At 47.9% G+C, this 16357-nt stretch carries 9 protein-coding genes; 8 read left to right on the top strand and 1 reads right to left on the bottom strand.

Annotation, left to right across the window (positions count from 1 at the left end; translation table 11 throughout):
- Positions 1–42: 42 nt before the first annotated feature.
- Positions 43–918, bottom strand: coding sequence for an AraC family transcriptional regulator (locus SD450_RS01865; protein ID WP_318342958.1), 876 nt, complete (start codon positions 916–918; stop codon positions 43–45).
- 263 nt (positions 919–1181) lie between these two features.
- Here SD450_RS01865 and SD450_RS01860 point away from each other — a divergent pair, with 263 nt between their 5' ends.
- The 8 genes from SD450_RS01860 to SD450_RS01825 all read left to right on the top strand — a co-directional run bounded on the left by SD450_RS01860 (position 1182) and on the right by SD450_RS01825 (position 16338).
- Positions 1182–2108 carry a dihydrodipicolinate synthase family protein gene (locus SD450_RS01860; RefSeq protein ID WP_318343089.1) on the top strand — a complete coding sequence of 309 codons (927 nt, stop codon included), beginning with the start codon at positions 1182–1184 and terminating at the stop codon, positions 2106–2108.
- Complete coding sequence (locus SD450_RS01855; RefSeq protein ID WP_318342957.1) at positions 2105–3628, top strand: aldehyde dehydrogenase (NADP(+)); 1524 nt, start codon at positions 2105–2107, stop codon at positions 3626–3628. Before SD450_RS01860 ends, SD450_RS01855 begins: the two co-directional genes overlap by 4 nt.
- 51 nt (positions 3629–3679) lie before the next feature.
- Complete coding sequence (locus SD450_RS01850) at positions 3680–4687, top strand: 4-hydroxyproline epimerase (RefSeq protein WP_318342956.1); 1008 nt, start codon at positions 3680–3682, stop codon at positions 4685–4687.
- An 11-nt stretch (positions 4688–4698) separates the two neighbouring features.
- Positions 4699–5943, top strand: coding sequence for an NAD(P)/FAD-dependent oxidoreductase (locus SD450_RS01845; protein ID WP_318342955.1), 1245 nt, complete (start codon positions 4699–4701; stop codon positions 5941–5943).
- 183 nt (positions 5944–6126) lie between these two features.
- A complete protein-coding gene (locus tag SD450_RS01840) occupies positions 6127–8391 on the top strand; it encodes a S9 family peptidase (protein WP_318342954.1) in 2265 nt (754 codons plus the stop codon).
- 27 nt (positions 8392–8418) lie between these two features.
- On the top strand, positions 8419–11469 hold the full coding sequence (locus SD450_RS01835) for a beta-L-arabinofuranosidase domain-containing protein (protein ID WP_318342953.1): 3051 nt from the start codon (positions 8419–8421) through the stop codon (positions 11467–11469).
- A 12-nt stretch (positions 11470–11481) separates the two neighbouring features.
- Positions 11482–14187, top strand: coding sequence for a DUF5695 domain-containing protein (locus tag SD450_RS01830; RefSeq protein ID WP_318342952.1), 2706 nt, complete (start codon positions 11482–11484; stop codon positions 14185–14187).
- Between the two features lie 3 nt (positions 14188–14190).
- On the top strand, positions 14191–16338 hold the full coding sequence (locus SD450_RS01825) for a family 43 glycosylhydrolase (protein WP_318342951.1): 2148 nt from the start codon (positions 14191–14193) through the stop codon (positions 16336–16338).
- The last annotated feature ends 19 nt before the right edge of the window (positions 16339–16357 follow it).

Raw genomic sequence — 16357 nt, 5'->3', positions numbered from 1 at the left:
TGGGCAACCAAAATGGGTGTTCATTCCATCAAGTTGTTTGGATCAAGAGGCCTTGGATTGGTTGTTCCATTTTTCAATGGAATATCTCCTGTACTGGGTAGGGGTGACGCCTTTTAGCTCCTTGAATTTTCTGTTGAAATTGGCAATGTTCAGAAAACCACACTGCTCGGAGACCATGGCAATGGAAAGATCGTTGTTCTTGAAGAGCAATCGGCAGGCATGTTCTATCCGTATTTCTATCAAAAACTGAAAAAAGGTCTTGTTCGTCCTTTTCTTGAAATAGCGACAAAAGGCATTTTTGCTCATATTGGCCTTATCTGCCACAGCATCCAATGAAAAGGATTCATGGAAATGGTTCAGGGCAAACTCGAACACATTGTTCATGCGGTTGCCTTCGTCATTGGTATATATCTTACGATAGACAAAGGTGGACAAGGGCTGCTTTTCGGCCGAGATCATGATGTCAAGGATATGCAGTAGGGTCGCAATGCGTTGTATCCGATTTTGATTCTTCAGTTGCATGAAATGGGACGAGAGCTTTTCCAAATCGGACAGTATTTTGATGCCATAGCCCGATTCTCCAAAGAAAAGCTGGAGCCTTGTCATGTCAGAAAGATTGAAAAAATCCTTACCAAAGGACTTCTTGGTGAAGAACAAGGTGTACATAATGGACTTGGATGAGCTTTTGGGGTCGCTCCTGAACACATGGGGAACGTTTTCCCCTATGACCACGACATCCCCCGAATTGAAATCGTTTACCGTATCGCCCACTATCAGCGACCCTTCCCCGGAAGCAATATAGCTGATCTGGATTTCCTCGTGCTGATGCAGCTTGTCATAAAAGAAAATACCTGTGTCTTCTTGATAGACCAGTGCTTCTTGCTCAGGTTTTGGAATCTTAAAGGGAAGGACTTTCATGGTATCGGAGGTTTTTATATAAAATTAATTACTTTATTGAATATAATAAGTTAATAGGGTAATATAGTATAGATCTTGGATAATAAAAATCAAGAAGGTGACCAAGCATTATTTTTACTTGGTAACGGAATCGATTTTGTAACTAAACTTTGCCGATTGGAAAGATTAAATCCTATTTTTCTGTCAATATAGTATAACAAAAGGCTAATAAATAGGCGAATTCTTGCAATGCTGTCTTTTATTTTTGCAATCAAAATACTAACATTATGATACAATGGGAAGGCGTTATGCCTGCTGTAACGACAAAATTTACAAGTGAGGACAAATTGGACCTTGCCATGTTTGAGAAAAATATAAGGGCCCAAGTGGAAGCAGGGGTCCATGGGATCATTTTGGGGGGTACCTTGGGAGAGGCGAGCACCCTTACCAAGGAAGAAAAGGAAACCCTGATAAAAGCCTCCCTGGAAATAGTTGCGGGCAAGATCCCCGTGATCATCAACATTGCTGAGCAGAGCACCAAAGAGGCCGTTGCCGTAGCGCAGCATGCAGAAAAAGTGGGCGCACAAGGGCTAATGATCCTACCACCGATGCGTTACAAGGCCACCGATTACGAAACTGTGACGTATTTTAAGGCCATAGCGAACAGCACTTCCCTGCCCATCATGATCTACAACAACCCTGTGGATTATAAAATAGAGGTAACTTTGGATATGATGGAAGAATTGTTGGAGTGCAATAACATTCAGGCCATCAAAGAATCCACAAGGGACATCACCAACGTCATCAGGTTGAGAAACCGCTTTGGAGACCGCTTGAAGATATTCACTGGTGTGGACACCCTTGGTCTGGAAAGCTTGGTGATCGGTGCCGATGGCTGGGTGGCCGGATTGGTCTGTGCCTATCCAGCGGAAACCGTTGCCATCTACGAATTGGTAAAGGCAGGAAAGATCAACGAGGCACTCGACATATACAGATGGTTCATGCCATTGTTGGAACTGGACATCAGCCCCCAATTGGTACAGAACATCAAATTGGCCGAAGTGGCCACAGGAATAGGGACCGAAAACGTAAGGCCCCCAAGATTGCCCTTGCAAGGAAAAGAAAGGGAGCGGGTGATCAAAGTAATTGAAACGGCCATGAAAAATAGGCCTGTGCTCCCAGAATATAAACATCTTAAAAGTGTAGTATGATTACAGGTAAAAACTGTATAGCAGGAGATTTTAGCGGAAAGGGAAACGTGGAGTTCAAGACCATCAATCCCAAATTGAACAGTGAAAACCCAACTACTTTTGTGGAGGCCACAAAAGAAGAAATAGAGGAGGCCGTTTCTGCGGCATGGGACGCCTTCAAAACATACAGAAAGCTGCCGGGGGCAAAACGCGCAGCTTTTTTGAATACCATTGCCGATGAAATCTTGGCTCTGGACCAAGAATTGGTGGACACCTACACCATGGAATCCGGATTGCCCGAAGGAAGGGCAGTAGGGGAAAGGGGCAGGACTGTGTTCCAGTTGAGGACCTTTGCCGAACTGGTCGCCAACGACGATTGGAGGGAAAACACCTTCGATGCCGCCCAACCGGACAGAAAACCATTGCCAAAGGATGACCTGAGAAAAACAATGATTCCCTTGGGACCTGTGGCCGTATTTGGGGCCAGTAACTTCCCATTGGCCTATTCCACAGCGGGTGGTGATACCGCCAGTGCCTTGGCCGCTGGTTGCCCCGTAATTGTGAAATCGCACCCCATGCATGCTGGCACATCAGAACTTGTGGCTTCTGCCATTGTAAAAGCGGCCGAAAAGACCGGGATGCCCAAAGGGGTGTTCTCCAGTATCAATGGAGGCATTCAGGCCGGGGTGGATCTAGTGAGTCATCCCAAGGTAAAAGCAGTGGGATTCACGGGTAGTATCGGCGGGGGAAGAGCCTTGTTCGATTTGGCGGCAAAAAGGGAAGAACCCATTCCGGTATTTGCGGAAATGGGAAGTATCAACCCAGTTATCATCACCCCCAGCGCCCTATCCAAAAGAGCGGGGGAAATTGCCAAGACATACGCTGGTTCCATCACTTTGGGAACCGGGCAGTTCTGTACCAATCCCGGTCTATTGTTGACGGTAAAGGATGGCAATACGGAGCATTTTGTAAACGAACTCGCCAAAGAGACCATCGCTTTGGATCCACAGTGCATGCTGCACCCCAACATCAAAAGTGGATATGACAAAAAAGGTGCGGATGTGACTTCCCAGGGTGGGGTTCAAGTTGTTGGAAAAGTGCAAGGAACATTGGAGCCCAATTATGCGGCCTCTGTGGTGGCAACGGTATCGGGAACCGAGTTTTTGGCCAATCCCAAATTGCACCAAGAAGTTTTTGGACCTTTTTCCATGGTGGTCCAGTGCAAGGACGAAGCTGAACTCCTTCAGATCATAGAAGGATTGGAAGGACAATTGACAGGGACCCTGATTGCAGAGGAGGATGATACCTTGGATTTGGCAGAGATTGTGGACGCCCTTCAGAACAGGGTAGGTAGGATCATCTATAACGGAGTTCCGACAGGAGTTGAAGTCTGTCCGTCCATGCAACATGGCGGGCCTTATCCGGCCTCAACGGATTCGAGGTTCACGGCGGTGGGCATACATGCCATTAAAAGATGGGTGAGGCCTGTGAGTTATCAGTCCTTTCCGCAGTCATTGTTGCCGGAACACCTCAAGGGATAATAGTCGCAAATTGATTGCTTAAAATAGGATGGTTTTTTTAAAGAGCTGCTAGTGGCAAGAAAAACTTTTTTTTGTGTTGACGCACATACCTGTGGCAATCCGGTTAGGGTTGTGGCAGGAGGCGGTCCCAATCTTTTAGGGGCCAATATGAGTGAAAAAAGACAGCATTTCCTAAAGGAATATGACTGGATAAGAAAAGGGTTAATGTTTGAGCCCAGGGGACATGACATGATGAGCGGGAGCATTCTGTTCCCGCCCCATGAACCCGAAAATGATTTCGCCATCCTTTTTATCGAGACTTCTGGCTGTTTGCCCATGTGCGGGCACGGGACCATTGGGACCATCACCGTGGCGATTGAAGAAGGATTGATCGCTCCCAAAGTACCTGGAAAGATACGGATGGAAGCGCCGGCCGGATTGGTGGAAATCGAATACCAACAGACTGGAAAAAAAGTGGATTGGGTGCGCTTGGTCAATGTGAAATCCTATTTGGCCGCCGAAAACCTGACCGTGGAATGTCCGGAATTGGGAGAGATTACTTTTGATGTGGCCTATGGTGGAAATTACTATGCCATTGTGGATCCCCAACAAAACTTCAAGGGAGTGCACCATTTTTCTGCGGGGCAGATCATCCAATACTCCCAAGTGGTGCGACAAAGGATCAACGAAAAATACCCAGATAGGTTCATCCATCCAGAAAACAGTACCATTCGCGATGTGAGCCACATGCTCTGGACGGGAGACCCCATCGACCCGACATCATCCGGAAGAAATGCCGTTTTTTATGGGGACAAGGCGATAGACCGCTCCCCTTGTGGAACAGGGACCTCGGCACGAATGGCCCAGTTGCATGCCAAGGGAAAATTGAAAATGGGGGAACCTTTCATCCATGAAAGCTTTATCGGCAGCAAGTTTGTCGGGAAGGTGATGAAGGAGACCACACTGGCAGACAAAAAAGCCATTGTGCCCAGTATCCAAGGATGGGCCCAAGTCACCGGATACAACAACATCATCATAGATGATGACGACCCCTATGCACACGGGTTCCAAGTGTTATAAATCGTACCAAAATGAAGAAAGTGATCGTTGTGGGGGGAGGCATCTCCGGACTTTTTAGTGCCTATTATTTGGTAAAGGAAGGGTATGAGGTAACGGTGTTGGACCAGACCGATATGACCAGTGGGGCCTCCTACATCAATGCAGGATACATCACCCCGAGCCATTTTATACCCTTGGCTGCCCCAGGCATCATCACCCAGGGTCTCAAATGGATGCTGGACAGTTCCAGTCCGTTCTACATCAAACCCAGGTGGGACATGGAATTCTTCAGATGGGCCCTTTTGTTTAAGAAATCGGCCACTGCAACAAAGGTGAAAAAAGCGATACCCGTTATCATGGAACTCAACCTGAAGAGTAGGGATTTGTATGAAGAAATACGATCCGCTCAGCATTTTGACTTCCATTACGAAAGAAAAGGGGTGCTGATGGCGTACTGTTCGAACAAGGCTGAAGAAGAGGAGCACGAAGTGGCCGAACAGGCCATACAGAAAGGACTGGATGTCTCGGTACTTTCCAAAGAAGCGTTGCATGAGATCCAACCGGGCTTCTCGGACCAAGTAAAAGGAGCGGTGCATTATACCTGTGATGCCCACATGACCCCTCACCATTTCATGCAGCAACTAAAGGATTGGTTGCAGTTGCAGGGCGTGCGGTTCAGGACGGGACAAAAGGTAGAGGAGGTCACTGTTGAGGGCAAAAAAATAACGGCCATGAAAGCCCAGAACACAGTTTATGAGGCCGATGAATTTGTACTGGCCTGTGGCAGCTGGACGTCGAAGTTGGCTGCCGCTTTAGGGCTGAATGTTCCCATTCAAGGAGGGAAGGGATATAGCATGGATGTGGAACGCCCCACCGGAATCACATTGCCGACCATTTTGGTGGATGCCCGGATGGCCATCACCCCAATGGACGGTTTTACGCGTTTTGCCGGCACGATGGAATTCTCCGGCAACAACGATACCATACAAAAAGAACGGGTGGAGGCCCTTGCCAAGGCAGTAAAGGCCCATTACCAAAATGTTGAAATACTGCAAGCAGAGAAGGATAAAGCGACGTCAGGATTGAGACCCGTATCCCCAGATGGATTGCCATATATTGGAAAAACCTCCAAGTACAACAATCTTGTCATCGCATCTGGACATGCCATGATGGGATGGAGTTTGGGGCCAATTACGGGCAAGTTGGTGGCCCAGGAAATCTCTGGAACAAAAACTTCGGTTGATTTAACTCCACTTTCGCCCGACAGATTCAAATAATTACCTTAGGTCAACATATCGGCAACAAGCAAGACCCATATTTCATTGTCCTCTTTGGAATCCTGTTCAATTATATCTTTTTTTGTGTCGAAACAGATGATTAGGGTAATATAGTATCAGTATCAGGTAATATGAACTGATGGACAATTGGAGATTATCTCTAGTTTTAGCCTTATGTATACTATGGAATCTTTTGTCAAAAAAATAAGTGTATTTTTTATACTTATAACTTCGGGAGCAGCATTTGCCCAAGGGACTTTAGCGGAATATAAAAAGGCGATTGCCCTGGATTCCCTGTTTCGGGACAAGGTCATCAACTCACCTTCCAGTTTTCATTGGTTGGAAAATGGGTTGCTGTGGTATGTGAACAATACGTCCAAAGGAAAGGAATACCTCTGGGTAGATCCTTCCGCTGAGACCCAGCAACAATGTTTTGACCATGTAGCTTTGGCCAAATTGTTGTCCGAAACATTTGATAAAGAAATCGATGCGGACCAAATCGACATTACTGAACTGGAGTTTGATGCCGTCATGGATGAGATCAAGTTCATTTTTGACAAGAAGAAGGTTGCATACCGCCCAAGCAGCAACACGCTGACCATTATTGATGCAAATCCAAAGGATAGAGATCGAAACAAGGGGTATTGGGGTAGCAGGTTCGATGAAACGACCAACCCGCCCGTGATGTCGCCAGACTCTACGATGACCGCATTTATCAAAAACAGCAACCTGTACATCAAGAACAATGAGACCGAAGAGGAAACCCGCCTGAGTTATGACGGGGCGCCCGGTTTTTTCTATTCGAGCTATATCAAATGGTCACCTGATGGGAAAAAGATCATGGCCTACAAAGTGCGTCCGGGCGATGACCGTAAAATATATTTTGTGGAATCCAGTCCAGCAGATCAGTTCCAGCCCAAGTTGCAATCCAGGGACTATTTGAAACCGGGGGATGAACTTCCCTTCAAGAGCCCGCAATTGTTCTTGGTGGACTCCAAAAAGCACATCCCTATCCCCACGGACGAGTTCAACCATCAATTTGGCCTGAACCGAATCGATTGGAGGGAGGACAGCCGTGCCTTCTCCTTCGAGTTCAACCAACGCGGCCATCAGGCCTATAAAGTGATCGAGGTGGATGCTTTGACGGGGAACCTGAAAGTTTTGGTGAACGAGACCAGTGACACCTTCATTGACTACAGCAGTAAAAAGTACCGATACGATGTGGCGGATGGCAAAGAGATCATTTGGACGTCCGAACGGGACGGGTGGAACCACATTTACCTCTACGATGGAAAGACAGGGCAGGTAAAAAGACAGCTTACCAAAGGGGAATGGGTCGTACGGCAAGTCGTCCATGTGGATGAAGAGAAAAGGGAGGTCTATTTTACCGCCAGTGGGGTCGATAAAGACCAAGACCCCTATTTCATCCACTATTTCAAGGTGGGGTTTGATGGAAAGAACCTTACCCGATTCACGGTGGAAAATGCCAACCATGAGGTCACCTTCTCCGAGGATTTTGCCTATTATGTGGATCGATATTCCAGGGTGGATGCACCGCCAGTGACCCTTTTGAAATCATCAAAAAAAGGCAAGACCATCATGCAGTTGCAAAAGGCAGACCATTCCGCTTTGCTGAAAGAAGGATGGATCGCACCCGAAGTTTTCACGACAAAGGGAAGGGACGGTATCACCGATATTTGGGGCATCATCATCAGGCCAACTTCCTTTGATCCCAACAAGACCTATCCGGTCATTGAATATATTTACGCAGGTCCCCACAGTTCCTTTGTGCCCAAAGATTTCAGGGCCTATTATTGGTCCATGTCCTCCTTGGCCGAGTTGGGCTTTATTGTGGTGCAGATCGATGGGATGGGCACTTCCAACCGATCCAAGGCCTTTCACGACATCTGTTGGCAGAACTTGAAAGATGGCGGTTTCCCCGATCGGAAAATATGGATCAAGGAAGCCGCAAAAAAATACCCCTACATGGATGCCGATAAAGTGGGGATTTTCGGAACTTCGGCCGGGGGGCAGAATGCGGCAGCAGCCTTGGTCTTCAATTCGGATTTTTATGACGTGGCGGTCTCTTCCTGTGGATGCCATGACAACAGAATGGACAAGATCTGGTGGAACGAACAGTTTATGGGCTATCCCATCGGTCCCCATTACGCAGCCAGTTCCAATGTGGAAAATGCAGATCGGATGGGCGGTAACCTGATGCTCATATTGGGCGAGGTGGACGACAATGTAGATCCCGCCAGCACCATGCAGTTTGCCAATGCGCTGATCAAGGCCAACAAGGATTTTGAATTGGTCACCATACCCGGAATGGGCCATTCTTCCGGAGGGGATTTTGGGGAACGCAAACGCAAGGACTTTTTTGTGAAACACTTGATGGGAGTGGACCCACCATCATGGGAAGCCATTTACGGTCAGAAAACCAATTAATTTTAAATAGAGGGAAACGATTTTATCATGAAACTAGCTAAGTTATTCATTTGTGCATTTTTGAGTTTTGTTGCTTTGGGCCTGAACGGTTTACAAGCGCAAAGCGGCAACCAGATATTGGATGGGATTGGAGAGACAGGGATGATTGCCCGGTATATTTTCAATGGGGATGCCAAGGATTGGTCCAGGAACAATCTGAATGCAAGGGTATATGGCACCAATGCCAAGTTTGAGGATGATGAAAAATTTGGCAAGGTACTTTCCCTCTCAGCGGATGGCAAGTCATACATTTCCATTCCTGGCGAGGCCGTGGAAGGAGAAGAATCACTCAGTATATCCGCATGGGTCAACTTCAAGTCCATGCAAGCAGGCCAGTATCTTTTTGATTTTGGGAAGGACGACAGGACACATTTTTTTGTGGCCCCTTCGGGAATCCAAGGCAAAGAGGGATATCAAGCACAGATCGTAAAAGAGGGCAAGGAACAGTTCACGGCCCTTGTGACAAACCCAAAAATTGAATTGGGCGAATGGGTGCACTTGGCCATAGTGCTGGATATTCCCTCCAAATCCATGGATGTCTTCATCAATGGGGAACAGGTAGCGAAAACCGAAAATATGGACATGGAACTGGATGAACTGTTCGCCCACGAGAACCTGCTCTATTTGGGAAGGTCGATAACCTCCAACAACCCCTATCTCGATGCCAAGATCCATGATTTTAGGTTATATCGAATTCCTTTGAGCGAAGATCAAATAGGTAGGATCCGTTACATCGCCCTAAGAGGGGGAGAGGGGACCGCAAGAAGGGAAAGGCCAGAGGACAACTTACCACAATTTGAAGCGGGAACCCCCCAATTGTACAATACCTACCTCACCGGGGTATCCAATATTGAAGTGGAGACCGAAGTGGGCCATCTACCCAGATTGCCTCGTTATGTCCAAGGCACCTACCGCAATGGCGTCAAAGGCCCAAAAGTAAGGGTATTGTGGCCATCCCCAACCGACAACACCCAGGTGTTGCAGACAGGGACCTACGAGGTTACCGGCCAAGTGGCGGGCACGGATTTTCAGCCCAAGGCCAAGGTCACGGTAAAATCAGGCAAAGAAATGGGCACACCCAGCCGCAAACTGGAGGTATTCGGATTGGATGAGGTGTCCTTGGATGCCGACGCCAATGGCCAACAGACAAAGTTTATCGAGAACAGGGACAAATTCATCAACACGCTTACGCAGACCAACCCTGATAATTTTCTCTATATGTTCCGAAATGCCTTTGGGCAGGAGCAACCGGAAGGCGCAAAGCCATTGGGGGTCTGGGACAGTCAAGAGACCAAATTGAGGGGGCATGCCACGGGCCATTACCTTACTGCCATTGCCCAGGCCTATGCCAGTACCGGTTATGACAAGGAATTGCAGGCCAATTTTGCCGATAAGATGGACTATATGGTGGAAGTACTCTACCAATTGTCCCAAATGTCCGGACAGCCCACCAAAGCAGGAGGAGAGCATGTCGCCGACCCAACGGCGGTCCCACCGGGACCAGGCAAGTCTGCCTATGATTCCGATATTAGTGAAAACGGCATTCGGACAGATTACTGGAATTGGGGAAAAGGGTTCATCAGTGCCTATCCGCCCGATCAGTTCATCATGTTGGAAAAAGGGGCCACCTACGGTACCCAGCCTACCCAAGTTTGGGCACCTTATTACACATTGCACAAGATTTTGGCCGGGTTGATGGATATTTATGAGGTCAGCGGAAATGCGAAGGCCCTTGAAATTGCCAAGGGAATGGGCGATTGGGTATATGCCCGATTGAGCCAAGTGCCCACAGATACCCTGATCAGTATGTGGAACACCTATATTGCCGGGGAGTTTGGGGGCATGAACGAGGCCATGGCCCGTTTGGACAGGATCACCGATGAACCACGCTACCTGAAGGTCGCCCAATTGTTCGACAACATCAAAATGTTCTTTGGTGATGCAGGACATTCCCACGGATTGGCCAAAAATGTGGATTCGTTCCGAGGGCGGCATGCCAATCAGCACATCCCCCAGATCATGGGCGCGCTCGAAATCTATCGCGATTCGGAATCGCCCGAATATTATCGTGTGGCCGATAATTTCTGGTACAAGGCCAAGAACGATTACATGTACAGTATTGGGGGCGTGGCCGGGGCCAGGAATCCCACCAATGCGGAATGCTTTATTGCCCAACCCGCCACACTGTACGCGAATGGTTTTTCAGCAGGAGGACAAAATGAGACCTGTGCCACCTACAATATGTTGAAACTCACCAAAAACCTCTTCTTGTTTGACCAGCGGACCGAGTTGATGGACTATTATGAACGTGGACTCTACAACCATATCCTTGCCTCCGTCGCCGAGGATAGTCCGGCCAACACCTATCACATATCGTTGAGGCCCGGTTCCGCAAAAAGATTCGGGAATGCCGATATGAGTGGCTTTACTTGTTGCAACGGCACCGCTTTGGAGAGCAGCACCAAGCTCCAGAACTCCATTTATTTCAAAAGTTTGTATGCGAACGCCCTGTATGTGAACCTTTATGTGCCTTCCACGTTAAAATGGGAAGAGAAAAATATCACCGTTCAGCAGAAAACAGCTTTCCCGAAAGCGGACCAAACCCAATTGATCATCAAAGGCAAGGGTAAATTTGACCTGAACCTTCGGGTACCGCAATGGGCGACCAAAGGTTTTCTTGTAAAAGTGAACGGCAAGGAAGAAAAAATAGTCGCCCAACCGGGTACGTACCTTACCTTGAGCCGCAAATGGAAGGACGGTGACATTGTGGATGTTCAAATGCCGTTCCAGTTCCATTTGGACCCTGTAATGGACCAACAGAACATTGCCAGTCTATTTTATGGCCCCATCCTATTGGTGGCCCAAGAACCTGAAGCCAGGAACGATTGGCGTAAAGTGACCTTGGATGCCAATGATATTGGTAAGACCATCCAAGGTGACCCCAAAACCTTGGAATTTATAATTGACGGAGTGGTCTTCAAACCGTTCTATGAAACTTATGGTCGCCACTCGGTGTATTTGGATGTAACCTTGAAATAAAATCGGATCGTAATGGAGATGAAGTATAAAAAATATGGATTGGCTTTGGTATGTTGTTTGGCCATCCTATCCGGGCTACAAGCACAACGGACCTATTGGAGCAGGGTGGAGAGCAGGGAATCGACCTTGGGCATTGCCGATGTGTATCAGAAATTCAACACCCCTGATTTTCAGTTGAAATTGGTAAAGGCCTCACAGACCGTTGCCGCCCTCAGGCCCAATAGCGAACCTTATTTTGACTTTACTCCCGGGGAGCGCCTCGAGATCAGGGACAAGGACAGCCTTTATCATTTGGGCGACATCAACCTTCGGATAAAGGATGCCAACGGCGCATGGAAATCGTATTCCACCGCTACCCATCGCGCAGAAATAACTCCTTTGGAAGCAACGGGCACCATTCTTGCCGCTGCCGATTTGGCCAATACCTTGCCCAGTGACATCCCCGTTTCGGTAAAAAGGTATTATGAATTGGACCATGATCAACTGGTCATGCGCTTTGAGATCACCAACAAGCAAAATGCAGCTGTGGAAATTGGGGCATTGGGCATCCCGATGATCTTCAACAATATTCTTGAAGGCAAATCATTGACGGAGACCCATGCGCAAAACGTATTTTTTGACCCCTATATCGGAAAGGATGCGGGCTATCTGGAAGTGAAACGACTGAGTGGAAGAGGTCCCGCACTTTTGGTACTGCCCAAGGAGAACATGGGTTTTGAAGCTTACCGACCCTTATTGGACGACCCCACACCCAAGAGCATCGTTTTTGAAGGCTTTCATGAGTGGATGGCCCATAGCAAAGCCTATGCGGAAAAGGAATGGCAGGGGGTGGAGCAGTGGAACAACCCCACCTCGCTCATCCTTCAACCCAAGGAGACCAAAAACTTTTCCTTGAAGTTTGTGCTGTCCGAAGGTATCAAGAACATCCGGGAGACCTTGGTGAAGCAAGAACACCCAGTGGCCGTAGGGGTTCCGGGTTATGTGTTGCCCCAAGATGTGGAGGGCCAATTGTTCGTTGATTACAAAAGCGAAGTGGCTTCTTTTCAGGTTGAACCTAAAGGTTCCCTGGAGGTCAAAGAGGATGGAAAAACCCCATCAGGGAAAAAGAAATATCGTGTCCAAGGAAAAAAATGGGGCCGGGCAAGGCTTACCCTGACCTATGCCGATGGTGTGGAGCAGACCATCAACTACAAGACCATCAAACCGGAAACAGAGGTCATCAAGGATTTTGGACATTTCTTGACCACGGAACAATGGTTTGATGACCCCAACGATCCCTTTGGAAGGAATCCATCAGCCATCACGTATGATTATGAGAAAAAAGAGCAGGTGGTACAGGACGGAAGGGTCTGGATCAGTGGATTGAGCGATGAAGGTGGTGCCGGAAGTTGGTTGGCCGCCATCATGAAGCAATTGGTACAGCCCAACAGAAAAGAGATCCAAAAGTTGCAGGGATTTGTGGATGAGACCCTTTGGGGAGGCATACAGTACAACGAAGGTCCCCATAAGTACGGCGTAAAAAAGAGCATGTACTACTACGAGCCCGATTCACTGCCCCAAGGCACCTACAGTGACAAAATTAACTACAAGACCTGGGCAGCCTGGGACCACAAGCATGCCAACGACCCCGGTAGATCTTACAACTATCCCCACGTAGCGGCTGCCTATTGGGTCATGTACCGCCTGTCCCGATACCATCAAGGGTTGGTGGACAATAGGTCCTGGGATTGGTATTTGGAAAATGCCTACCATACCAGTGTGGCCATGGTAGAGCAGGCACCGTACTATGCCCAGTTTGGACAAATGGAAGGTTCTGTGTTCCTTTTTATCTTGGAAGATTTGAAAAATGAAGGGCTCACCGAAATGGCCACCGATTTGGAAAAACGGATGAAGGAAAGAGCGGACCACTGGAAGGCATTGGATTATCCCTTTGGTAGTGAAATGCCCTGGGATTCCACAGGACAGGAGGAAGTCTATATGTGGTCCAATTATTTTGGATATGACCGAAAAGCGATGGTGACCCTGAGTGCCATTTTGGCCTATATGCCCACCATGCCCCATTGGGGCTATAATGGCAATGCCAGAAGATATTGGGATTTCCTGTACGGTGGCAAGGCAGGGGAAACTTCCCGTGTGGAACGTCAGATCCATCATTATGGGTCATCGTTGAACGCCATTCCGGTGTTGAGCCATTTCCGAAAAAAACCGGACGACCTGTACCTATTGAAAGTGGGCTACGGTGGACTTTTGGGGGGAATTTCCAACATCACCCAAGACGGATTTGGCCCGGCGGCCTTTCATTCCTATCCATCTACCCTCAAAATAGATGGGATTTCAGGGGATTATGGTTCTGGTTTCTATGGCTATGCCGTGAACACTTCGTCCTATCTGGTCAAGGATGAGGATATGGGATGGTTGGCCTTTGGGGGCAATTTGTCCCAAAAAGGGAACGTCGTGGAAATGGAACTGACCACAGCGGCACGGTCAAAAATCTTCATCGCTCCCAAAAAGCTTTGGCTTACCTTGGATGCAGGATCATTTGAAAAAGTGGCCTACAATGAAAGCACTGGTGAGGTCACCCTTACGCTAGGGGCAAGCACAACCCATACTCCCAATGCCTATTTACGGATAGATGGTGAGGCGGAACTGCCATATCCAAAAGTGCGTGGCGCTTACGAAATTGCACTGGACAAGAAGGGAACGGTGATCAAACTGTAGAATTTGGGAAATAGAACGTGGAACATAGTGTTGCTGATCTTGGTGTTTTCCAATGCCTTTGGCCAGCAACGTACGGGCCAACTTCCCATGGAGAAGGTGAACCCTATTCTCCCTGGGTATTTTGCAGATCCCACTATCAAAAAATTCGGGAACACCTACTACATCTATGCCACGACGGATAACGAAATGCTGGCATCCGGTGTTCCCACGGTCTGGTACAGTACGGATTTTGAGCATTGGTACAACTATACCATGGAAGTCCCCTCCCTGGAATCCGTCAACCTCAGGAATTTTTGGGCACCGGATATCATCGAAGGGGATGATGGCAAATACTACCTGTATTTTGGCAATTGCCAGGCCGGGTGCAATATCTATGGTTATGTGTCCGATACGCCAGTGGGTCCTTGGGAAAAATTGAAAAAGGACGATACTCCGATAATTGCACACAACTATCCCAGAAAAGAGTTTCCTTCACTAGATGCCCAATTTTTTGAGGACAGTGACGGACGGATTTATGCCTATTGGGGCACATGGGTGCATTACAATGGTGGATATGCCGTAGGGGAATTGGATACAAGTATGGCGAAGATCCAAAATGCGAAAAACATTCCTTTGGAAGAGACCCCGGAACCTTTCGAGGCTGCCTATATGATGAAAAAAGGGGACAAATACATTTTGATGTATTCCGGCGGTTCCTGCCATGATGAAACCTACAATGTGAGGTATTCCTATTCCGATACGCCCTACGGACCATTTGTTCCGGGGCAGAACAACCCCATCTTGTCCACCAATGAAGAAGGAACGGTGCATGGTCCGGGACACCATTCGGTGTTGGAGGAAAATGGGAAGTATTATATCGTCTATCACAAACACGATTACCCAATGACACGGGGTGGCCTGTCCCGACAAGTTGCTGTGGATGAAATGGTTTTCGAAAACGATTCCACCATCAGGAAAGTGGTTCCGGGACAAAAAGCCCTTCAGGATTTGAGGGCAGCCAACCTGCCAAGGAATTTGGCATTGGGGGGAACGGCCAGTGCATCGTCATTTTATCATTTGCAATCCTTGCAATACGACTATGCCTATGAGCCCTCTTTCGCCACGGATGACCACAATGCCACCATGTGGAAGGCCGCGGACAATTCCTTTCCGCAACAGTTGACTATTGACCTGGGAAAAGAGACCGACATCAAAAGGGTCATGACCCAATTCGAGTTTGCAGGATACTATTACCAATACCAACTGGAACATTCCGCGGATGGACAAAACTGGGAACTTTATGCAGACCGTTCCAGCAACAAAATACCGGGAAGCCCCATGGTCGATGACAAGGAGGTCAGGGCCCGCTATTTGAAGCTAACGGTCTTGGATGTAGAAAAAACGGGGCTTTACGCGGCAGTTTGGAACATCAAGGTATTCGGGTCCTTGTTCGAAATCCCATTGGATCTACAAAATAGACCTTCAAACGAAGGCACTGGAGTAAAAAGTGACCATCAAAAACTGGTGGATATTAACGCCAATGATTTTCCTGACAAAAATAACTTTACTCATCTGTCCAACAAAGGAAGCATAGCCGGGAATTTTGAAAAGGAAGGGAAAGTGGTCCTTGAAGTGGATGAAGAGGGGATAAGGGCCTTCAATTTTACAGAAGAAGCCTTGGTTTTGGACCGGGCAGTTCCCCGAAGTTTGGAATGGAACGGAGCTTTCACCGTGGCCACTTGGGTGAAAAATCCACAAATAGCCAAAGAAGGGGAGTGTTTGTTGTCCTGGTGCGATAGGTTCAGGTTCAATCTGGCCAATTCCTACAATGCTTTGCATTTCAATAGTGGCCATTATGGCGCCGCTGCACATTTGGATGGACATTTTGATATGGGCTACCAAAACCTTCCATCTGCCAATGAATGGCACCATATCGTACTGACTTTTGATGGGGTGGTCGAAAAAATATATGTGGACGGTACACTGGACAATTCCCAGAACATGACCTTGGCCTCACAAATTGAGAATGCCAAAATTCGGATAGGGGCCTCGGATGTGGGCGAGCATTTTTCTGGTCACTTGGCCTCCTTGCAGATGTACGATTACGCCTTGGATGAAACGGAAATCAACGAATTGATGCACCAAACAAAACCAAAGAGCGTAAAAAATTAATCACGTTCTTGAGCGAACC

Source organism: Flagellimonas baculiformis (genome assembly GCF_033441575.1).
Taxonomy (GTDB): Bacteria; Bacteroidota; Bacteroidia; order Flavobacteriales; family Flavobacteriaceae; genus Flagellimonas; species Flagellimonas baculiformis.
This window is presented reverse-complemented; position numbering and strand designations above follow the sequence as displayed.

Excerpts from the sequence above, each read along its gene's own strand:
- SD450_RS01835 (WP_318342953.1), top strand. The coding sequence starts at position 8,419 with ATGAAACTAGCTAAGTTATTCATTTGTGCATTTTTGAGTTTTGTTGCT.
- SD450_RS01830 (WP_318342952.1), top strand. The coding sequence starts at position 11,482 with ATGGAGATGAAGTATAAAAAATATGGATTGGCTTTGGTATGTTGTTTG.
- SD450_RS01855 (WP_318342957.1), top strand. The coding sequence starts at position 2,105 with ATGATTACAGGTAAAAACTGTATAGCAGGAGATTTTAGCGGAAAGGGA.
- SD450_RS01840 (WP_318342954.1), top strand. The coding sequence starts at position 6,127 with ATGGAATCTTTTGTCAAAAAAATAAGTGTATTTTTTATACTTATAACT.
- SD450_RS01865 (WP_318342958.1), bottom strand. The coding sequence starts at position 918 with ATGAAAGTCCTTCCCTTTAAGATTCCAAAACCTGAGCAAGAAGCACTG.
- SD450_RS01845 (WP_318342955.1), top strand. The coding sequence starts at position 4,699 with ATGAAGAAAGTGATCGTTGTGGGGGGAGGCATCTCCGGACTTTTTAGT.